This is a genomic window from Mesorhizobium sp. SARCC-RB16n (genome assembly GCF_008520305.1).
Lineage (GTDB): Bacteria > Pseudomonadota > Alphaproteobacteria > Rhizobiales > Rhizobiaceae > Mesorhizobium.
Map to the genome: position 1 here is coordinate 328,366 of NZ_ML703263.1, position 18,907 is coordinate 347,272.

The 18,907-nt window shown below is 63.3% G+C and carries 20 protein-coding genes; 7 read left to right on the forward strand and 13 right to left on the reverse strand.

The genetic code is table 11. From position 1 onward, the window contains the following. Positions 1–50: 50 nt before the first annotated feature. Both C7I87_RS10155 and C7I87_RS10160 read right to left on the reverse strand, forming a co-directional pair. Complete coding sequence (locus C7I87_RS10155) at positions 51–1,034, reverse strand: hypothetical protein (RefSeq protein WP_246696241.1); 984 nt, start codon at positions 1,032–1,034, stop codon at positions 51–53. 90 nt (positions 1,035–1,124) lie between these two features. Further along, entirely contained in the window at positions 1,125–1,733 is a 609-nt protein-coding gene (locus C7I87_RS10160; protein WP_149904064.1) for a TetR/AcrR family transcriptional regulator, read from the reverse strand. 119 nt (positions 1,734–1,852) lie between these two features. Here C7I87_RS10160 and C7I87_RS10165 point away from each other — a divergent pair, with 119 nt between their 5' ends. Beyond that, entirely contained in the window at positions 1,853–3,073 is a 1,221-nt protein-coding gene (locus tag C7I87_RS10165; RefSeq protein WP_149904065.1) for an MFS transporter, read from the forward strand. Positions 3,074–3,092: 19 nt separating this feature from the next. Here the strand turns inward: C7I87_RS10165 and ribB are convergent, their stop codons facing one another. Then, positions 3,093–4,193, reverse strand: coding sequence for a 3,4-dihydroxy-2-butanone-4-phosphate synthase (gene ribB / locus C7I87_RS10170; protein ID WP_149904066.1), 1,101 nt, complete (start codon positions 4,191–4,193; stop codon positions 3,093–3,095). A 114-nt stretch (positions 4,194–4,307) separates the two neighbouring features. After that, on the reverse strand, positions 4,308–5,408 hold the full coding sequence (gene aroC / locus C7I87_RS10175) for a chorismate synthase (protein WP_149904067.1): 1,101 nt from the start codon (positions 5,406–5,408) through the stop codon (positions 4,308–4,310). 184 nt (positions 5,409–5,592) lie between these two features. Between aroC and C7I87_RS10180 the strand changes: the two genes are divergently transcribed. Then, the gene (locus C7I87_RS10180; protein ID WP_149904068.1) at positions 5,593–5,856 is read left to right on the forward strand and encodes a DUF1344 domain-containing protein; all 264 of its coding nucleotides are present in this window, start codon (positions 5,593–5,595) and stop codon (positions 5,854–5,856) included. A 22-nt stretch (positions 5,857–5,878) separates the two neighbouring features. Here C7I87_RS10180 and C7I87_RS10185 read toward each other — a convergent pair whose 3' ends face one another. The 4 genes from C7I87_RS10185 to C7I87_RS10200 all read right to left on the reverse strand — a co-directional run bounded on the left by C7I87_RS10185 (position 5,879) and on the right by C7I87_RS10200 (position 8,933). Next, positions 5,879–6,466, reverse strand: coding sequence for a histidine phosphatase family protein (locus tag C7I87_RS10185; RefSeq protein ID WP_149904069.1), 588 nt, complete (start codon positions 6,464–6,466; stop codon positions 5,879–5,881). A 49-nt stretch (positions 6,467–6,515) separates the two neighbouring features. Continuing rightward, positions 6,516–7,334 (reverse strand): enoyl-ACP reductase FabI, encoded by an 819-nt coding sequence (gene fabI, locus C7I87_RS10190; RefSeq protein ID WP_015318818.1) that lies wholly within the window; start codon positions 7,332–7,334, stop codon positions 6,516–6,518. Positions 7,335–7,438: 104 nt separating this feature from the next. Further along, complete coding sequence (locus C7I87_RS10195; RefSeq protein ID WP_149904070.1) at positions 7,439–8,371, reverse strand: DnaJ C-terminal domain-containing protein; 933 nt, start codon at positions 8,369–8,371, stop codon at positions 7,439–7,441. A gap of 100 nt (positions 8,372–8,471) precedes the next feature. Beyond that, on the reverse strand, positions 8,472–8,933 hold the full coding sequence (locus C7I87_RS10200) for an RT0821/Lpp0805 family surface protein (protein ID WP_149904071.1): 462 nt from the start codon (positions 8,931–8,933) through the stop codon (positions 8,472–8,474). Between the two features lie 40 nt (positions 8,934–8,973). Between C7I87_RS10200 and pdxH the strand changes: the two genes are divergently transcribed. After that, complete coding sequence (pdxH, locus tag C7I87_RS10205) at positions 8,974–9,591, forward strand: pyridoxamine 5'-phosphate oxidase (RefSeq protein ID WP_149904072.1); 618 nt, start codon at positions 8,974–8,976, stop codon at positions 9,589–9,591. Between the two features lie 9 nt (positions 9,592–9,600). Here the strand turns inward: pdxH and C7I87_RS10210 are convergent, their stop codons facing one another. After that, entirely contained in the window at positions 9,601–10,353 is a 753-nt protein-coding gene (locus tag C7I87_RS10210; protein WP_149904073.1) for a crotonase/enoyl-CoA hydratase family protein, read from the reverse strand. 19 nt (positions 10,354–10,372) lie between these two features. Beyond that, the gene (locus C7I87_RS10215; protein WP_149904074.1) at positions 10,373–12,142 is read right to left on the reverse strand and encodes an acyl-CoA dehydrogenase family protein; all 1,770 of its coding nucleotides are present in this window, start codon (positions 12,140–12,142) and stop codon (positions 10,373–10,375) included. A gap of 208 nt (positions 12,143–12,350) precedes the next feature. Between C7I87_RS10215 and C7I87_RS10220 the strand changes: the two genes are divergently transcribed. Then, positions 12,351–12,587: a hypothetical protein gene (locus C7I87_RS10220; RefSeq protein WP_149904209.1), complete on the forward strand. Its 237-nt coding sequence runs from the start codon at positions 12,351–12,353 to the stop codon at positions 12,585–12,587. Between the two features lie 140 nt (positions 12,588–12,727). Next, positions 12,728–13,837: a glycoside hydrolase family 25 protein gene (locus C7I87_RS10225; protein WP_149904210.1), complete on the forward strand. Its 1,110-nt coding sequence runs from the start codon at positions 12,728–12,730 to the stop codon at positions 13,835–13,837. An 18-nt stretch (positions 13,838–13,855) separates the two neighbouring features. On the opposite strand, the gene purD is transcribed toward C7I87_RS10225, so the two are convergent. Next, positions 13,856–15,133, reverse strand: a complete 1,278-nt coding sequence (gene purD / locus C7I87_RS10230; protein ID WP_149904075.1) for a phosphoribosylamine--glycine ligase — start codon at positions 15,131–15,133, stop codon at positions 13,856–13,858. 154 nt (positions 15,134–15,287) lie between these two features. Continuing rightward, complete coding sequence (locus C7I87_RS10235; RefSeq protein WP_149904076.1) at positions 15,288–16,109, reverse strand: phytanoyl-CoA dioxygenase family protein; 822 nt, start codon at positions 16,107–16,109, stop codon at positions 15,288–15,290. Positions 16,110–16,199: 90 nt separating this feature from the next. On the opposite strand from C7I87_RS10235, the gene C7I87_RS10240 reads away from it, so the two are divergent. Both C7I87_RS10240 and ubiA read left to right on the forward strand, forming a co-directional pair. Beyond that, entirely contained in the window at positions 16,200–17,111 is a 912-nt protein-coding gene (locus C7I87_RS10240) for a LysR family transcriptional regulator (protein ID WP_149904077.1), read from the forward strand. A 68-nt stretch (positions 17,112–17,179) separates the two neighbouring features. Then, the gene (gene ubiA, locus C7I87_RS10245; RefSeq protein ID WP_188393800.1) at positions 17,180–18,163 is read left to right on the forward strand and encodes a 4-hydroxybenzoate octaprenyltransferase; all 984 of its coding nucleotides are present in this window, start codon (positions 17,180–17,182) and stop codon (positions 18,161–18,163) included. Positions 18,164–18,209: 46 nt separating this feature from the next. On the opposite strand, the gene C7I87_RS10250 is transcribed toward ubiA, so the two are convergent. Continuing rightward, positions 18,210–18,776: a DUF6101 family protein gene (locus tag C7I87_RS10250; RefSeq protein ID WP_149904078.1), complete on the reverse strand. Its 567-nt coding sequence runs from the start codon at positions 18,774–18,776 to the stop codon at positions 18,210–18,212. Positions 18,777–18,907 lie beyond the last annotated feature (131 nt).

The window sequence follows — 18,907 nt, forward strand, 5'->3', positions numbered from 1 at the left end:
TCGACGGTTGCCCGCCTCAACAGCGTCGCTGCGCCCGCCGTCCCCGTCGATCAGCGCGTCGCGCCGGCCGTGCCCCAGCGCGAACCGTCGAAGGTGGAGAGCGCCTTGTCCTTGAGTTCCCGGAACTTCGACGAGGCTTCGGCCAGCCTGGCGTCCCAGGCGGGGTCGGGCACCTGGCCCTCGATGGTCTTGAAATAGACCTGCATCAGGCACGCGATGGCGAACGGCTCGATGAAAGCCGCCTTGAAAGCCCAGGCAAAGACGATGGCGAGAACGAAGGCCCAGCCCGCGAGCTGCCCTGGCATGAGGTAAAGAATAGCAGCTGCCGGAGCCAGCATCAGCAGGAAGATGACGAAGGAGACGCCCCACATGATGACCGCCAGCCAGACCGCGTTCTTGACCATGGTCTTGCCGTTCTGGGCGTAGAGCACGACGCCTTGTCGTGCCGTCTCGAAGGGCGAGGACGAATTGATGCGGATGTTGTAGCCGAGGATGATCTCGTCGACATAGGTCAGCGACAAGCGGATCACCGTGTTGAGGAACGAGACCAGGCCGCTCAGGCCGGGGATGGGCAGAAAGGCCGCGACGCCGCCCAGCAGGCCGGTGATGGCGCGGATGGCGCCCTTGACCAATTGGTCGACGACGAAAAGGATGTTCGCCTCGGCAAAACGCTCGGTCACAACCTCTTTTGCGTAGGCGATCTGGTTCTGGCCGTCGGGAACGTCATGGCCGTCGATCAGATGCACCATGACAGCGATGTGACCTGCCTTGACGACGTAGAGGATGTATTCGCGGATCCAGTAGACGGCGATCGAGACGAGGCCGAAACCGACCACGCCGCCCCACATGGCAAAGGACAACGGTCCGTCGGGATCGGCGGAGATATGGCCGACGCCGTAGCCGACCGAGGCACCGGTGCCGGTGGCCATGATGTAGGCCAGCGTGATGCCGAAATAGACGATCATGCGAAAGACAATGAAAGGCCAGGTCCTGATCATGATGGACACCGACCTGCCGATCTCGAAATCCCACATGCCCCGAATCTCCCCTCAGAGATGGCTGCGGAGGATGCGCTCAAACCGGCTATTGTCAATTGCAGGCGGTGGCGGAAGCGCCACGGTAGCTCAGTTTGGCCGCGCCTCCGGCTTCTCGAGCAGGCCCTCGAGCAATTGCTTGAACGCTGCCACCACCATCTTCGACGTCGCTTCGGGGTCTTCCGAATTGGCGATCCGTTGCGCCGCCTGACTGCTTGCCCCGTTGATCAGCCGTGCGGCCGTCTCCGGATCGAGGCCGGGGACGACCACCCCTTCCCCCTGCAGCGCGGTCAGATGATCGGTCATTGAACCGACGCAAGCATTGGCATTCGACCATTGCGCCGGGTCGCCCAGCACGGCCGGACCGTCCCGGAACATGATGCGCTGGATTTCCGGCTCCAGCGCCATCTCGATATAGGTCGTGCATTCGTCGACGAAATGCTGCCAGCGGGTCGGCGCCCGCGAAGCGACCTCATTCACCCGGGCGGCCATTTCCGCGTCGATTTCGGCGATGACCGCTTCCAGCAGTCCCTTCTTGTCGCCGAAGTGATGATAGAGAGCGCCGCGCGTCAGGCCTGCCGATGCGGTGAAATCGTCCATCGACGCTTCGGCGTAACCAACGGTGCCGAAAGCCTGGCGGGCCGCGGCGATAAGCTTGGAACGCGTCTCGGCGATCATCTCCTTGCGGGGTCTGTGCATATTCCTGGCCTATCTACATACGCGCCGTATGCCAATTAACATACGCGACGTATGATCTATCTGATCCTCATACGCTTCGTATGTAATTGCCGAATCGCCCCTTGTCGAGGAACAGGATCATGCAAAACCCCTACTCGGAAATCTTCCGCGCCCCCGGAGCCAAGGGATTTGCCGCCGCCGGCTTCATGGCGCGCCTGCCGATCGCCATGGCGCCGATCGGCATCGTGGCGATGCTGTCGCAGACGCGTGGCGAATACTGGCTGGCGGGCGCGGTTTCCGCGACATTCGCGTTGACCAACGCTTTCCTGGCGCCACAGATATCGAGGCTGGTGGACCGCCTTGGCCAGATGGGGGTTGTCGTACCCACCACCATTGTCTCCGTGCTTGCATTCGCGGTCCTGATCGCGTCGGCCAATCAGGACTGGCCGGTATGGACGCTGTTCGTGTCGGCATTGCTGGCGGCGGCGATGCCGAGCATGCCGGCGATGGTGCGGGCGCGCTGGACCGAGATCTTCCGGGGCCGGCCCGAGATGAACACCGCCTTCGCCTTCGAGTCGGCGGCGGATGAACTGGTTTACATCGCCGGCGCATCGCTGTCGGTAGGCCTCAGTGCCGCGCTGTTCCCGGAAGCGGGTATGCTGGTCAGCACGCTGTTCCTCGCCCTGGGCTCGACAGCCTTTATCCTGCAGCGTTCGACCGAACCGCAAGTGCGGCCGGTGGACCATGGCTCAACCGGCTCGGCAATCCGCCTGGGACCGGTTCAAATCATTACCTTCGCCATGATCTTCATCGGCGCGACGTTCGCGACGACGGAGGTAAGCACGGTGGCGATCACCAAGGAACTCGGCCAGCCGGGCGCCGCAAGTCTCGTCATCGGCGTCTATGCGCTGGGGTCCTTCGTGCTCGGCATCATCATCGGCGCGCTCAACCTGAAGGCACCGCTACAGCGCCAACTTGCCATCGCGGTCGCCTTGCTCGCGCTCGGCACGCTGCTGCCGCTCACCGCTGGTACCGTGCCCGTGCTCGCGCTGACTGTCTTTCTCAGCGGCGTGACGATCTCGCCGACCTTTATCACCGCCTTCGGCCTGATCGAACGGCATGTGCCTGAAACGATGCTGACCGAAGGCATCACCTGGGTGACGACCGGCATCGGCATCGGCATGGCGCTGGGCTCCTTCGCCGCCGGCGCGGTGGTGGATGCGTTCGGCGCCCAGAACGGGTTCTGGGTTTCAGCGGCGTCAGGCCTTATCGCACTGGTCACGGTGTTGCTCGGCCAGCGCAGCCTTGCCACCCACAAATGCGAGCTGGAAGGATGCGAGGCGGCAATCCCGGCCGAGTGACAGCCAGGATTTGTTGAGCTCAAATAATCTCGGTCTTGGCGATATGAATGCCAAAACCCTCGAGACCGACATAATGCCGCTCGCGCGAGGCGATCAGGTTGATCGAGGAAATGCCGAGATCCTTCAGGATCTGGGCGCCGAGGCCGATCTCGCGCCATTCGCTCTCGCGCCGGCGCGCCTCTTCATGGTCCTCGCGATCGCCTGGCGCCGGTCGGTTGCGCTCCTGGTGAGCGACGCCGACCGAGCCCTCGCGTAGATAGACGATGACGCCGCGCTTGCGCTCGCCCATCGCCTTCATGATGCCGTCGAGCCGGTGGCTGGTGCCGAACACGTCGGTCACCACATCCTCCGAATGCAGCCGCACCGGCACGTCCTCTCCGTCGCGAATATCGCCGAACACAATGGCGACATGATGCATCGTGTCCCAGGGCAGCGTGTAGGTGAAGACCTGCGCCTTGCCGCCAAGCGTGTCGATCTCCGAGCACGCCACGCGTTCGACCAGCGTTTCCTTGCGTTGCCGATAGGCGATGAGATCGGCGACCGAGACTTGCTTGAGACCATGCTCCTCGGCAAAGGCAGCGACCTGCGGGCCGCGCTTGACGGTGCCGTCGTCGTTGACCAGTTCCGAGATCACGCCGATCGGCGGTAGGCCGGCAAGTTTGCAGAGGTCGACCGCGGCCTCGGTATGGCCCGAGCGCATCAAGACGCCGCCTTCGCGCGCAATGAGCGGGAAGATATGGCCGGGGCGGACGAAATCCGAAGCGCCGACATTGCCGTTGGCAAGGTTGCGCACGGTCAGCGTGCGGTCGTCGGCCGAAATGCCTGTCGTCGTGCCATGCTTGAAATCAACGCTGACGGTAAAGGCGGTGGTGTGGGCCGAATCATTGTCGGCCACCATCGGCTGCAGATTGAGCCGCTTGGCTTCCTCGCGCGGCATCGGCGTGCAGACGATGCCCGACGTGTTGCGCACGATGAAGGCCATTTTCTCCGGCGTGCAGTGGACGGCGGCGACGATCAGGTCGCCCTCGTTCTCGCGCCCGTCATCATCCATGACGACGACGATCTCGCCGCGTTCGAAGGCACGGATTGCTTCGACGATCTTCTTCTGGTCGTAAGGCATGAAGTGCTCGTTTCACTCGCAAGGGAGTAGGGGAATAGGGCAATACGGGAGTAGGGAAAAGAAAATTTCTGGCTGTTGCGGTAGCTTAACATACTCCCCTACTGCCTTACTCCCCTACGCCCTCCCCGTCTGTCCTCGATGACGCAGATAATGATCGGCAATGGCGCAGGCAACCATCGCCTCGCCGATCGGCACGGCGCGGATGCCGACGCATGGGTCGTGGCGGCCCTTGGTCATAACCTCGACGTCGTTGCCGTCCCTGTCGATCGACTTTCGCGGCGTCAGAATCGACGAGGTCGGCTTGACGGCGAAACGGGCAACGATCGCCTGGCCGGTCGAGATGCCGCCAAGGATGCCGCCGGCATTGTTCGACAGGAACACCGGCTTGCCGTCATTGCCCATCCGCATCTCGTCGGCATTCTGTTCGCCGGTGATGCGGGCCGCCTCGAAGCCGTTGCCGATCTCGACGCCTTTGACGGCGTTGATCGACATCAAGCCGGATGCGATGTCCTGGTCGAGCTTGGCATAGATCGGCGCACCCAGGCCCGCCGGAACGCCGTCAGCGACGATCTCGATCACCGCGCCGACCGATGAGCCGGCCTTGCGGATGCCGTCGAGATACTGCGTGAAGACGGGAACGGAAGCCGGATCCGGGGTGAAGAACGGGTTCTCGGCATCGCCGATGAAATTCCAGTTCCAGTTGGCGCGGTCGATGGACTTCTCGCCCATCGACACCAGCGCGCCGCGGACCACCATGCCCGGCACTACCTTGCGCGCCAAGGCACCTGCCGCCACCCGCGCCGCTGTTTCGCGGGCCGAGGAGCGGCCGCCGCCGCGATAGTCGCGTATGCCGTATTTGATGTCATAGGTGTAGTCGGCATGGCCCGGCCGGTACTGGCGGGCGATCTCGCCATAGTCCTTCGAGCGCTGGTCGACATTTTCGATCAGCATCGAGACCGGCGTGCCGGTGGTGATCATCGTCTCGCCGTCCTCGTCGAGCACGAAGCCCGACAGCACCTTTACTTCGTCCGGCTCGCGGCGCTGGGTGACGAAGCGCGACTGGCCCGGCCGGCGCTTGTCAAGTTCGGCCTGGATCTCATCGCGCGTGAAGTGGATACCTGGTGGACAGCCGTCGACCACGCAGCCAAGTGCCGCGCCATGGCTTTCGCCCCAGGTGGTGACGCGGAAAAGATGGCCGAACGTGTTGTGAGACATGGAAAAGCGCCCTGCCCGGCAGCGGAGCCGGGTGAAGCTTGCCTTCTATTGGCGTTTTTTGCGGTGGTCAAACTGTCATCCCAACCGTTTAAGTTTTGACACATTCGGCTGGTTTCTGCTTTCTTCCATCCGCCGTTGAGGATCCGCCGCCACAGAGCCGGCGCAATGACCAAAGAGGACGATAATGCGTACCCTGATTGGCGCTGTTGCCGCCACACTCTTGCTTACCACCGCCGCGTTCGCCGGCCAGACCGAAGGCCTGATCAAGAAGATCGACAAGGACGCGTTGACGCTGACGCTTGACGATGGAAAATCCTACAAGCTGAATGCCGAGACCGATCTCGACGCGCTGAAGCCGGGCATGGACATCGTCATCGCTTACGATGTGACCGATGGCGAAAACGTCGTTACCGACATGCAGTTGCCGGGAGACAGCGACACGAACTAGGAGTTGGCCTCCACTAGGCGTCCTAGAGCCACTCCAGGCTCTGACCTTCAAGTTTGAGCACGCGATCCTGCGGTATCTCCAGATTCGCGGCCTCGTCCTCCGGCATATCAAGCACGAAGCGAAACAGGGTGCGCATGACACCGCCATGCGTGACACAGATGGTCTTGCGGTCGATCTCGTCGAAGCAGGGCTTCACCCGTTCGAGCAGCATCTGATAACTCTCGGCACCTTCACCCGGCGGCTGAAAATTCCATTTGTCGCGAGCACGCGTCCTGCTTGCCCCCGGAGACCGCGTCTCGAGCTCGGCAAAGGTAAAACCCTGCCAATCACCGAAATTGACTTCAACGAGCCTGATATCGGTTCGATAGGCGAGCGGATCGAGTTTCATGACGGCGCGAATGCGTTCCATCGTCTCGCGCGTCCGCCTCATTGGGCTGGCGACGAAGTCGAATTCCTTGGGATCGCCGACGAGTTCAGCCAGCCGATGGCCGTTTCCGGTCGCCTGTTCGCGGCCGAGAGCATTGAGATCGGTGTCGGCCTGGCCCTGAAGCCGGAACTCGGCGTTCCACGCGGTCTGGCCGTGGCGCACGATATAAACCAGCGGGTACATCAGCTCTTCCGGAGATCGGGCCAGGGCCTGGACGGAGGATAGGAGAGAACTAATCCTTGACCGTCGAAATATCAGGCGCGTCGACCGCCTTCATGCCGACGACATGATAGCCGGAATCGACATGGTGCACCTCGCCAGTGACGCCACGCGACAGGTCGGATAGGAAATAGACGCCGGAATCGCCGACTTCTTCCTGCGTGACCGTCTGTTTCAGCGGCGAATTATATTCGTTCCACTTCAGGATGTAGCGGAAATCGCCGATGCCGGAGGCTGCCAGCGTCTTGATCGGGCCGGCGGAAATGGCGTTGACGCGGATCTTCTTGGCGCCGAGATCAACCGCCAGATAACGCACGCTGGCCTCCAGTGCCGCCTTGGCGACGCCCATGACGTTATAGTGCGGCATCACCTTCTCGGCGCCGTAATAGGTCAGCGTCAGCAGCGAACCGCCCTCGGTCATCAGCGCTTCGGCGCGCTTGGCGATGGTGGTGAAGGAATAGACCGAAATGTCCATGGTGCGCAGGAAATTGTCGCGCGTCGTCTCGACATAGCGGCCCGTCAGCTCGTCCTTGTCGGAAAAAGCGATGGCGTGGACGAGGAAGTCGAGCTTACCCCAATGCTTGGCGACATTGGCGAAAACCTCGTCCAGGCTCGCCGGATCGGTGACGTCGCAATGGCCGGCGACAAAGGCGCCCAGCTCCGCCGCGAGCGGCTCGACCCGCTTCTTGAAGGCTTCGCCCTGATAGGTCAGTGCGATCTCGGCGCCGTGATCGACGCAGGCCTTAGCAATGCCATAGGCGATCGACCTGTTATTGGCGACGCCAAGAATAAGGCCGCGCTTGCCGGCCATTAGGCCCTGTCCACCCGCCATGTCAGCGCTCTCCGCAAGGTTTCTGCTTTGTGGAGTGCCTATCGCACAGGCACACAGCCCCTTCAAGCGTTCAAACCGGACAGTTCGGGGGACAAAGCTCTCGATCAGCCTTTTTGGCCGCGCAACAGCGATTCGAGCGCGCTGTCGCCGCCTTCCGGCAGCATGATGCGGACATGGGCATAGAGATCACCATGGCCGCCGGCCTTTTCCGGCAGGCCCCTGCCCTTGAGCCGCAGGACCTTGTCCGAACTCGACCAGGCGGGCACGTTGACCGCGAGCCTGCCGGTCGGCGTCTCCACCGGCACCTTGGCGCCCAGCACCGCATCCGCCAGCGACACCGGCAGATCGGCATGCAGGTCACGGCCCTCGATGCGGTAGCGCGGATGCCGGCGGATGTGGATCTTGACCAATGCGTCGCCGGGCTGGCCCGGCCCCTGCTCGCCCTGCCCCTTCAGCCGGATGGTCTGGCCATCCTCGACATAGGCCGGCAACTTGACCGCCACCTTGCGCCCGTCAGGGAACATCGCCGTGACCTTTTCGGCGTTCGCCGCCTCCTCGATGGTGACGTCGAGCGTGACGTTCAGATCGGCTGCTGTCGCAGGCTGGCGTCGGTCGCCCTGGCCTGGGCCGCGCGCGCCGGAGAAGGCGTCGCCGAAAATCTGGCTGAAGATATCGCTATTGCCGTCGAACGGATCACCGCCGGGACGGCCCGAGCGGAACTCGAAGCGCGAGCCGCCGGCTCCCTGTTGCTGGCGGCGAAACCCGGCAAAGGGGTCGCCGCCGCCGGCCGCACCCTCAAAGCCCTGGAAACGCGGCTTGCCGTCGGCGTCGATCTCGCCACGATCGAAAGCGGCACGGTTCTTCTCGTCGCCTATGACCTCATAGGCCTGATTGGCCGCGGCAAAACGATCCTTCGCCTTCGGATCATTCGGATTCTGGTCCGGATGATGCTTCTTGGCGAGTTTCCGGTACGCCGATTTTATGTCCTTGGCCGATGCGTTCTTTGCAACGCCCAGCACCTCATACGGGTCGCGCATGCGTTCTGCCCTGGAGTAGGAGTGAGTTCATACTTGCTCCCTATATGCGCTCGCATAGGAAGAAATTCCAGTAGCGGACCGTCATATCAAAGGCAGAAAATCAGAGTGCCTTGAAGCCCTGCATGCGCCAGCCGCCGGCACTGGCAAGGCAGAGTTCGCCCTCGAACATGGCAACGCCGTCAAAGCTCTCGCGCGAAGCCTTGAAGCGGCGGCACGTCTGACCGCTATCCTTCAATTCCGCCAGTTCGGTGATGGAGCCGCGCGACCCGGTGCCGGCATTCGCCCACGGCACGGCCTGGCCACCGAGTTGTTCGATGTCGGCGGAGGACACCGCATTGCCGATCGTCGTCTGGTCGGAGTCGCGATCCGAATCGGCCGGCTTGGCTGATGCCGATGTGCTGCTGGTCAGGATCGAGCGGTCGACTTCGGCCTTCTCCAGGCTGAAACCACCCGCGCCGCAGCCAGCAAGCGGCAGAACGATTGCCACGATCGCCGCTTTCGCGCTGGCTGAAGCGATAACGCCCCATTGCCTGCTGTCAAAAGCTTGCGCGATACGCGACAATCGGCAACCTCCCTGATCTCGTGACAATTTGAGAAAAACTATGAGTGACACAGAGTTAACAACCAGTGACTTTACCGAAGCGGCCGAGCCGTTTCGCCTCTTTGCCGCATGGCTGGACGACGCCACCAAGAGCGAAATCAATGACGCCAATGGCGTGGCATTGGCGACCGTCGATGCAGAAGGCATGCCGGATGTGCGGATGGTGCTGCTCAAGGGGTTCGATGAAAGCGGCTTTGTGTTCTACACGAATTTCGAGAGCGCCAAGGGCCAGGAGATTCTAGGCAGCATGAAGGCGGCGATGTGTTTCCACTGGAAATCGCTGCGCCGTCAGGTACGGGTGCGCGGACCCGTGGAGATCGTCGGCGATGCCGAAGCCGATGCCTATTACGCGACGCGGCCGCGCGGCAGCCGCATCGGCGCCTGGGCCTCGAAGCAATCGCGACCGCTGGAAAGCCGCTTCGCGTTGGAAAAGGCAGTTGCCGAATACACGGCGCGCTATGCCATCGGCGAGATCCCGCGACCGAAACATTGGTCGGGCTTTCGCATCGTGCCGAAGACGATCGAATTCTGGCATGACAGGCCGTTCCGGCTACATGACCGGATGGTATTTTCCCGCAATGCGGCAGGCGGCTGGGACAAGGCCAGACTCTATCCCTGAAAAGGAGCCTCAGCCCTTTTTCCTGGTCATGAATGCCGTGAGGGCCGCGCGCGCCTCATCGGATTTCAGCCGCTCGCGGAAATGCTCGCTCTCAACTCCAATGCGGGCGACCAGATCGTCGCGTGAGCCACGCATCAGGTCTCGCGCGATTCTAAGTGCCTGCGGGGGCTTGGCCGCGATCTGGCCGGCCGACGAGAGAACCGATGCCTCCAGAGCGCCCTCCTCGACCACCTCGTAGATCAGTCCGGCAGCCTTCGCTCGCTCGGCCGAAAAGCCTTCACCAAGACCGAGAAGGGCGAAAGCGCCCTGCTGGCCCAGGATGCGCGGCGCCAAAAGGCTCGATCCCGCCTCGGGCACCAGGCCGAGATCGACGAAAGGTGTCCTGAACACGGTGCGTGGCGTGGCGAAGGTCAGGTCGCAATGCAGGTTGATCGTGGTGCCGATGCCGACCGCGATGCCGTCGACGCCTGAGACGATCGGCTTTTCGACCCCCGCCAGCGCCAGCAGGAAATCCCAGACCTCCGTGCCACCATCGCCGCCGGTGGCCACGACCATGAAGTCGGCAAGGTCGTTGCCGGAGGAGAAGGCACCTGGCACGCCGAGAAAGACATGGACGCGGACCGCCGGATCGGCGTCGCCTTCGGCAAGGGCCGCCGACATCTTGGCATACATGGCGCGCGTCAGCGCGTTCTTCTTGTCCGGGCGGTTCATGCGGATGATCTGGATGGCGCCCTGGCGCTCGACGAGGATGTGGTCTGTCACGGTCTTTTCCTTGTGAAGGTCAGGCAGAAATCAGCGCCTTGCCGGCAGCGGCCAGGCTTCCGGCGCCGTCGATGACGCGCTCCTTCAAAGCCCTGACTTCGCCGAGCAGGTTTTCGGCGAAGAAGCGGCAAAGCGCGATGCGGCCCTGGTCGGCAAGAGCGGCCCGCGCCAGATAGGCGCCGCCGGCGGCAAGCGAGATCAGCCTGAGATAAGGCGTCGCACCCGCCAGCGCCTCCTCCGTCCGGCCGTCGGCCGACAGCTTTTGCAGGAAGCGCGTCGCCTGTGTCAGATCGTCAAGTGCCGTGCCGATGGCATCGGCGGTGCGGCCGAAGCCCTCCAGATTTGAAGTGCGCACCACGTTTGCTACCGCGGCGAGTTCATCGATGAAACCATACACATGCTCGCCGCCACCGAGCGGCAGCTTGCGCATCACCAGATCGATCGCCTGGATGCCGTTGGTGCCCTCGTAGATCGGCGCGATGCGGGCGTCGCGGTAGAGCGCCGCCGCGCCCGTCTCCTCGATGAAGCCCATGCCGCCATGCACCTGGACGCCGAGCGAAGCGACCTCGACGCCGATATCGGTGGAAAAGGCCTTGGCCAGCGGCGTCAACAGGTTGGCACGGTCGCGCCAATGCACCGCCTCGTCACCAGACGACACGCGCGCGAGATCGATGGCGTGCGCACAGGAATAGCTGATCGCCCGCGCAATCTGTGTCAGCGCCTTCATGGTCAGGAGATTGCGCTGCACGTCCGGGTGATGGACGATCGGTGCCATGCCGGCGCCATCAAAGCTCGCCGCCTTGCCCTGGCGGCGCTCATTGGCATAGGCGGTCGCCTTCTGGGTCGCGGCTTCCGCCACCGCGACGCCCTGCATGCCGACGCAAAGCCGCGCATTATTCATCATGGTGAACATGCAGGCGAGGCCTTTGTTCTCCTCGCCGATCAGCCAGCCGATCGCACCCGGCTGGGCGCCCTGAAAGCCGTCGCCATAGATCATGGTGCAGGTCGGCGAGGCATGGATGCCGAGCTTGTGCTCAAGGCCGGAACAGAAGAGGTCGTTGCGCGCGCCGAGCGAGCCGTCATCGCCGACCAGGAACTTCGGCACCAGGAACAGCGAGATGCCGCGCGTGCCGGCAGGCGCATCGGGAAGCCGCGCCAGCACCAGATGGATGATGTTGTCGGTGAAATCGTGCTCGCCGTAAGTGATGAAGATCTTCTGGCCGAAGATGCGGTAGGTGCCGTCGCCGGCTGGCTCGGCGCGGCTACGCAGGGCAGCGAGGTCCGATCCGGCCTGCGGCTCGGTCAGGTTCATCGTGCCCATCCATTCGCCGGAGACGAGCTTTGCCAGATATTTGGCCTTGAGTTCCTCCGAGGCGTGCTTGTCCAGCGCTTCGACCGCGCCCATGGTCAGCGTCGGGCCGATGCCGAATGCCATGGCGGCCGAATTCCACATTTCGAGCGCGGCGACGCCGAGCATGGTCGGCAACGCCTGGCCGCCGTAGTCTTCGGGACCGGAGAGCGCATTCCAGCCGCCATCGATCCAGCGACGATAAAGCTCCTTCCAGCCAGGCGGCGTGGTGACGGCCGCATCCTTCAGCACCGCGCCATGTTCGTCGCCGATCTTGTAAAGCGGTGCCACCTCCTCGGTGGCGAAACGGCCTGCCTCGCCAAGAACGGCATCGACCAGATCCTCGCCGAGATCGCCGAACGCTCCGGCATCGATGGCCGATTTCATGCCGGCCACGTGCTTCAGGGTGAACGCGATATCCTCGACCGGTGCCCGATACATGCCGCTCGATCCTCCTGATGCGCCAGCCTCGCCGACCCTAGAGCCAGCGCCGCCGCAAAACCATCCGCCTTTGGGCGGTCTGCCATCTTCTTTTTACGTAAACGTCAAATTTTGTCACGCGGATTTTGCAATCGGGCAGGCCTGTACTAAATTCGACCAATGCCGGATCAGATCGACCGGCGAAAAAACCAGCCGACCGGAACATTCCATGCTTGCCAGACCTGACGCCTATCGCTGTATTGAATGCGGATTGCCCTATCGGGCAGCCGGATTTTCCTATTATCACGGCGAACTGGCAAACGGCGCCGCCTACTGGTCGGATCGCGGCATATTGTGCTCGCCGCAATGCTCGCTTGCCCACCACCGCAAACGCGCCGCCGAAGGGACGCTGCAACAGCAGCCGGCACCCGATCCATTCGAAGTGCAGCCCTTCAGCCGGCGCTGATTTCGCCGGCACCCGCCCCCTGAGAAGCATTTCCTTAACCATGACGGTTCAGGATTTGCCTTTGACCAACGGGGATTCCCTGTTTGAAAAGGACGGCGTGTTTCCTTCGCCGCACAGCGCTTCTCGCTCTTGCGGCGACCATGGCGCTGTCGATGGCGGCAAAAGCTTCGGATTTCTCCGAGCCGTGGAAGAGCGCTGACCGCGCGCTCGTCATCGACGCCTACGAATACAATTCCATCGACTGGGCACAACTCGCCACCGACAAGCGCATCGCCGCCTTCATCAACAAGGCGTCCGACGGCATGCCGCCGCCCTATTTCTGTTTCGGCAGCGACACCGAGGTGAAGCTGTGCAAGGCGCTGTGGAAACGCCACGCGGTAACGCGTGAGCTGTTTCAAACGCGCAGGGTCGTAGCCAAGGCGCTTGGCATGAAATGGGGCGCCTATCACCTCGCCCGCCCCGGCAATCCCGTCGAGCAGGCCAACAATTTCCTCGATTTCGCCGATCCCGCTCCGGACGATCTCATGGCTCTCGACATCGAGGGCATCGACCCCACGCAATGGATGTCGCTCGACGATGCCGAGGAATTCGTGCGCCAGGTGCATCGGCGTGTCGGCCGCTTCCCGGTGATCTACACCAACGGCAGGACTGCCCAGCACATTGCCGACAACCGCTACAAGTACCGGCTCCTGTCGCGGCTCCCGCTGTGGTACGCGCGCTACAAGCCTGACATCGACGTGCATTTTCCGATGGGCAACTGGCAGGGCTACGCGCTCTGGCAGTTTTCGGCGCAGGCCAATTGCGGGCGCTTCCGTTGCCCCTACCGGGTTGCCGGAACGCCCGACAACATCGATGTCAACGTAGCACCCACGGATGCCGCCACGCTGCGCCAGCAATGGCCTTTTGGCGGGCTGATCGACGTGCCGTCCGACTATCTTGCCAGCGTGCCGGTGCCACTCTCGCGGGAAGCCGCGCTGGCCGGGAAGGCGACCATCATCTACGCCGATGTGGCGACGCCGCCGACTTTCGAGGAAATGGCCGCGGTGCTCGGTTCGCGCTGGTCGCGCTTCCGCGACGGGTTCCGCATGCCTGTCGTGAAGACGGTGTCGCGACGGCCGGGCTTCGGCATTGTGCAATATGTCGTCTGGAAGCGGGCCGGGCAGCGGTCACCCGAACAGCTTGACGCCGCCTTCGCGGCGGCCGATCCGCTGAGCACGGCCTCGACCGAACTCGATCGCGGCCAGCGGTAGCCGCCACCGGTCGCAGCTTCAGCCTGCCTTCTCGCGCGCCACAGCCTGCCAGCCTATGTCGCGGCGGCAGAACCCATCCGGCCAGTCGATGCGGTCGAGCGCGGCATAGGCCCGCGCCTGCGCCTCGCCGACCGTGGCGCCAGTCGCCGTGACGTTGAGCACGCGGCCGCCATTGGCAACCAGCGCGCCGCCATTGATGGCGGTACCGGCATGGAAAATCTGGACGCCTTCGCCGACAGCGTTCTCGACGCCGCGGATGACCGAGCCTTTCTCCGGTGTGCCGGGATAGCCCCTCGCCGCCATCACAACGGTCAGCGCCGCCTCATCGCGCCAACGCACCGACATATGCGCGAGCTGACCGTCGGTGGCGGCATTGAGCAGCACCAGGAGATCGTCCTTCAGCCGCATCATCAGCACCTGGCATTCCGGATCGCCGAAACGGGTGTTGTATTCGATCAGCTTCGGCCCGGTTTCCGTGATCATCAGCCCGGCGAACAGAATGCCGGCGAAAGGCGCGCCGAGTTCGGCCATGCCGCGCATGGTCGGCTCGATGATCTCGCGCATGGTGCGCTCGATCATATCAGGCGTCATCATTGGCGCCGGCGAATAGGCGCCCATGCCGCCGGTATTGGGGCCTACATCGCCGTCGCCGACGCGCTTGTGATCTTGCGCGGTGCCGAAGGGAAGTGCCGTGGTGCCGTCGCAGAGACAGAAGAAACTCGCCTCCTCGCCGGTCATGAATTCCTCGATCACCACCTCCGCGCCGGCAGCGCCGAAAGACCCGTCGAAGCAGGAAGCGAGTGCCGCCTGTGCTTCAGCCATCGTCATCGCGACGGTGACGCCCTTGCCGGCCGCGAGCCCGTCGGCCTTGATGACGATCGGCGCACCTGTCTTCTCGACATAGGCCTTGGCGGAGGCCAGATCGCCGAACCGGCCATAGGCGGCGGTCGGGATGTTGTAGCGAGCACAGAGGTCCTTGGTGAAACCCTTTGAGCCTTCCAGCCGGGCGGCGGCCTTTGAAGGCCCGAAAACGCGGATGTTTTCGGCGCGCAGGTCATCGGCAATGCCGGCGACGAGTGGCCCTTCCGGACCGACCACGACGAGATCGATTTTCTTCTCGCGACAGAAGGCAGCGACGGCGGCATGATCGGTGATATCAAGCTTCACCAGTTCAGCCTCGCTGCCGATGCCTGGATTGCCAGGCGCCGCGTAGAGCTTGGTCAGCAGCGGCGAAGCGGCGATCTTCCAGGCCAGCGCATGTTCACGGCCGCCGGAGCCGAGAAGAAGAACGTTCATGGCCACCTCTTGATGCCGATAGAGAGAACAACCCGCTATTGCTCTCTGGACGACGGGTCAAGGCATCAGGGTGGATAGATGGGAATTGCGCACGGGAACGTTACCCCTGCGGAATAGAGACGCCGGCCACCCGCGCCCCTATTCTGGCTCTCGTTCAGCCCTGGTGGACGATCGGGAACCAGTCCTCGCGCAGCTTCTGGCCCGGCTGCATGCCATGGCCATGATAGGGCGGCGAGGTGCGGCCCGGCCGCTCGACATAGTGGGCATCGTCGCCGACCCAGCGCAGCGACAGCGCCCGGCGCCGTGCCGCGGTCATGTTGCCGCGCGCGCCGTGCGCCGTCCTGAAGTCGAACAGGATGGCGTCGCCCGGTTCCATTTCCCATTCGATAACTTTCATCGATGGATCGTTGTCGGGATCGGGCACCGGGCGATAATCGCCCTCGGCGGCGTAGAAATTGCCGTCGTCCAGCCAGCGTACCGGCAGGATCATCTTGTCCCATTTGTGCGAGCCGGCGATCAGGCGCAGCGTCGCCTCCTTCACCGGATCGATGGGGATCCAGAAGCTCACCGTCTGCTGGCCGTCGACAAAATAATAGGGGATGTCCTGATGCCACGGTGTGGGCTTCTGCGTACCAGGTTCCTTGACCAGGACGTGGTCGTGAAAGAACTGCGCGGTGCGCGACTGCATCACCGCAGCTGCCAGTCGCGCCGCCGGCGATTCGCGCACCACCTTGACGAATTCGGGGATGCGCTCCCAGTTGCAATAGTCGTCGAAGAAACTGCCGCGGCCATTGGCGATGTCGGACGCTGTGGCGCTGCGGTTTTGCATGTTGCGCTCGATGCCGGCGGCGATCGTGTCGACCCAGCCCTTGAAGGCGCCTCGGATGTAGACCGCGCCGTCACGCTGGTAGTCGGCGATTGTCTGCGCATCGATGATTTCGGCGTCGATCGCGCGGGCAGCGGTTTGGGAAACCATATTGTCCTCCTTTCAGGATCGAAGCGACTATCGCAATGGCTGCTTATTCAGTAAAATAATAACTTCTCATCTGACACATAGGCTTTGACTATGAGTGTGACGCTCGCGCAATTGCGCTATCTCATCGCCGTCGCCCGCCATGGCAGCGTCACGGGCGCAGCGAGGGCGCTCAACATTTCGCAGCCGTCGATTTCAGTGGCCATCGACGCCATCGAAAGGGATTTCGGCCAGAAACTGTTCGTGCGCCAGCGGGGAAGCGGTGTTTCGCTAACATCCTTCGGCCGTGTGGCCGTGGCAAAGGCAAGACAGGTACTTGCCGAAACGGATGAACTCCTGGGTCTGGGAAAGGTCAACTCGGCGGTCCGCGGCGAGCTGGTGCTCGGATGCTTCGAGGATCTGGCGCCTTATTTCGCGCCGGGCCTCATCCGCGCCTTTTCCGAACGCCATCCAAGCGTCGCGGTCGTCGTTCGCGACGAGACGTTCGAGACGCTCGGGCGACGCCTGGCGGACGCCGCCGTCGATCTCGGCCTCAGCTACGATCTCGGCCTGCCGTCGCATTTCGCCCGCATCCTGCTACACGAGTTGCGACCGCATGCGCTGTTGCCGGCGGGCCATGCGCTGGCGGACCACCCCGAGGTCAGCCTGGCTGATCTGGCCGCCTACCCGCTGATCACGACCGACCAGCCGCATAGCTGGCAGCATATGCTTGACCTGTTCCGCAGCCGTGGCCTGACGCCCGTCGCCTACATGCGTACCAGCTCGTTCGAACTCCAGCGCAGCATGGTGGCGAACGGCTTCGGCGTCGCGGTCAGCTATACCCGACCGCATGGCGACCACAGCTATGACGGCCTGCGCCTCGTCTGCAAACCGCTGTCGGATCCGCTGCCCATGCAGCGCATCATCCTCACCCACGATACACACCAGCGCGTGTCGAATGCGGCGCTGGCTTTCATCGAGGCGGCGAAAGTCTGGTTTTCCAGACGCGACATCTTCACCTCCTGACGGGTTGACGGATGCTGCTGGCCTGCTTGCCGCTTGACGGTTTCCGCCGCTGCTGCCACTCCATATCAATGGAACCTGTCCAGTCGAAAGCGTCCCAGGGCCGCGTCGCCGATGCGCCGAACGGCCATTGGGTCTACCGCGTGCTGCCGCGCGCGATCTGGCCCTATGCACAGCTTGCGCGGTGGGACAGGCCGATCGGCTGGCAGCTGCTTTTGTGGCCGTGCTGGTGGTCGGCCGCGCTCGCGGCGAGCGCCTATCCGCGGCCTGGCGACCCGCTGCTTTCGCTGCTGCCGGCGCCACTCTACCTCGTGCTGTTCCTGATTGGCGCCATCGCCATGCGTGGCGCCGGCTGCACCTATAACGACATTGTCGACGAGAACATCGACAACCAGGTCGAACGCACCCGCTCACGCCCGCTGCCGTCCGGCCAAACCACGCGCCGGCGGGCCTGGCTGTTTCTTGTGCTGCAGGCCCTGGTCGGCCTGGCGGTGCTCCTGCAGTTCAACAGCTTCGCCATCCTGCTCGGCGTCTGCTCGCTGGCGATCGTGGCTGTCTATCCATTCATGAAGCGGATAACCAACTGGCCGCAACTGTTTCTCGGCTTTGCCTTTTCCTGGGGCGCGCTGATGGGATGGGCGGTCGAATTCGGCGATCTCGATGGTCCCGCCATCATGCTCTATATCGGTTCGATCCTGTGGGTGATCGGCTACGACACGATCTATGCGCACCAGGATAAGGAAGACGACGCCATCGTCGGCGTGCGTTCGACGGCACGGCTGTTCGGCGACAACACCAAGGCGTGGCTCGCAGGGCTTTATGGCGGTACGCTGATCTGCTTCGCCATCGCCTTCGCCTCGGCGCAGGCCCCAGTGGTGGCGCTCGCCGGACTGATCGCCGCCGGCGCCCATATGGCCCGGCAGATCGCGGTGCTGGATATAAACGATCCGGACCAGTGCCTGCGGCTGTTCCGGTCGAACAACCAGGTCGGCTGGCTGATCTTCCTCGGCCTCATCGGCGGCGCGCTATGGGTGGCGCTGAAGCCGCTGGTTTAGCGGCTTTTCCTTCTCCCCGTTTTGCGGAGAGAAGGCGAGTCCGGTCTCACTCGCGCGCAATGATTTCCTGGCCGTCGATGACCAGCCTGAGGCCGAGGTCACCGGCCCTGCGGCGGGCAAGGAAGCGCGGGCGGCGCATGGTCGAAACACGGCCCTTGCGGCGGTCCTGCGGCGGCAGCGTCTTTATGGCGGCGCCGAGCGATTCTTCCAAGGTGCGGGCGACGCCGTCGGATTCGATGAGCAGCATCGGCAAACGGTAGGCATCAGCCCAGGCACGCCAGTCGGCGGCGACGTCTTCGAGATCGTCGGCGACCAGCAGCGGCACCGACAGCATCGGATCATTGTGCAGGAGTTCCAGGGTCACCGTGACATTGCCTTCCGGATCCTCCATCGCACGGGCGGCGACGCCGCGAAATGCATTGGCGGGCAGCACGATGATCGCCGGCAGGCCGCTCATCTCGAGCAGGCGGCGGATCACGGCGCCACGCTGGTCGATGGTGAAGGTTACGTCGCCATAATCGTCACGCGTCGCGTAGCTCACCACCTGCGGCAGGCGGAATGGGTCGAGGCGCATGTTGCGTCCCGCCCAGACTGGCTTCAGTCCAGTGTTCATAGAGTGCCTTCCTGTCTGTCTCCTGAGAGCCGGTGTCCGGTTCTCTCCGGGCCAGTTTTCCCGGCCTCGTTATGTGAAAACAGTAGCGTGGGCTCCTTACCGCCGCGCTTAAGAAAGTCGGTTAAATTTTG

Excerpts from the sequence above, each read along its gene's own strand:
- C7I87_RS10155 (WP_246696241.1), bottom strand. The coding sequence starts at position 1,034 with ATGTGGGATTTCGAGATCGGCAGGTCGGTGTCCATCATGATCAGGACC.
- C7I87_RS10160 (WP_149904064.1), bottom strand. The coding sequence starts at position 1,733 with ATGCACAGACCCCGCAAGGAGATGATCGCCGAGACGCGTTCCAAGCTT.
- C7I87_RS10165 (WP_149904065.1), top strand. The coding sequence starts at position 1,853 with ATGCAAAACCCCTACTCGGAAATCTTCCGCGCCCCCGGAGCCAAGGGA.
- ribB (WP_149904066.1), bottom strand. The coding sequence starts at position 4,193 with ATGCCTTACGACCAGAAGAAGATCGTCGAAGCAATCCGTGCCTTCGAA.
- aroC (WP_149904067.1), bottom strand. The coding sequence starts at position 5,408 with ATGTCTCACAACACGTTCGGCCATCTTTTCCGCGTCACCACCTGGGGC.
- C7I87_RS10180 (WP_149904068.1), top strand. The coding sequence starts at position 5,593 with ATGCGTACCCTGATTGGCGCTGTTGCCGCCACACTCTTGCTTACCACC.
- C7I87_RS10185 (WP_149904069.1), bottom strand. The coding sequence starts at position 6,466 with ATGTACCCGCTGGTTTATATCGTGCGCCACGGCCAGACCGCGTGGAAC.
- fabI (WP_015318818.1), bottom strand. The coding sequence starts at position 7,334 with ATGGCGGGTGGACAGGGCCTAATGGCCGGCAAGCGCGGCCTTATTCTT.
- C7I87_RS10195 (WP_149904070.1), bottom strand. The coding sequence starts at position 8,371 with ATGCGCGACCCGTATGAGGTGCTGGGCGTTGCAAAGAACGCATCGGCC.
- pdxH (WP_149904072.1), top strand. The coding sequence starts at position 8,974 with ATGAGTGACACAGAGTTAACAACCAGTGACTTTACCGAAGCGGCCGAG.
- C7I87_RS10215 (WP_149904074.1), bottom strand. The coding sequence starts at position 12,142 with ATGTATCGGGCACCGGTCGAGGATATCGCGTTCACCCTGAAGCACGTG.
- C7I87_RS10220 (WP_149904209.1), top strand. The coding sequence starts at position 12,351 with ATGCTTGCCAGACCTGACGCCTATCGCTGTATTGAATGCGGATTGCCC.
- C7I87_RS10225 (WP_149904210.1), top strand. The coding sequence starts at position 12,728 with ATGGCGCTGTCGATGGCGGCAAAAGCTTCGGATTTCTCCGAGCCGTGG.
- purD (WP_149904075.1), bottom strand. The coding sequence starts at position 15,133 with ATGAACGTTCTTCTTCTCGGCTCCGGCGGCCGTGAACATGCGCTGGCC.
- C7I87_RS10235 (WP_149904076.1), bottom strand. The coding sequence starts at position 16,109 with ATGGTTTCCCAAACCGCTGCCCGCGCGATCGACGCCGAAATCATCGAT.
- C7I87_RS10240 (WP_149904077.1), top strand. The coding sequence starts at position 16,200 with ATGAGTGTGACGCTCGCGCAATTGCGCTATCTCATCGCCGTCGCCCGC.
- ubiA (WP_188393800.1), top strand. The coding sequence starts at position 17,180 with ATGGAACCTGTCCAGTCGAAAGCGTCCCAGGGCCGCGTCGCCGATGCG.
- C7I87_RS10250 (WP_149904078.1), bottom strand. The coding sequence starts at position 18,776 with ATGAACACTGGACTGAAGCCAGTCTGGGCGGGACGCAACATGCGCCTC.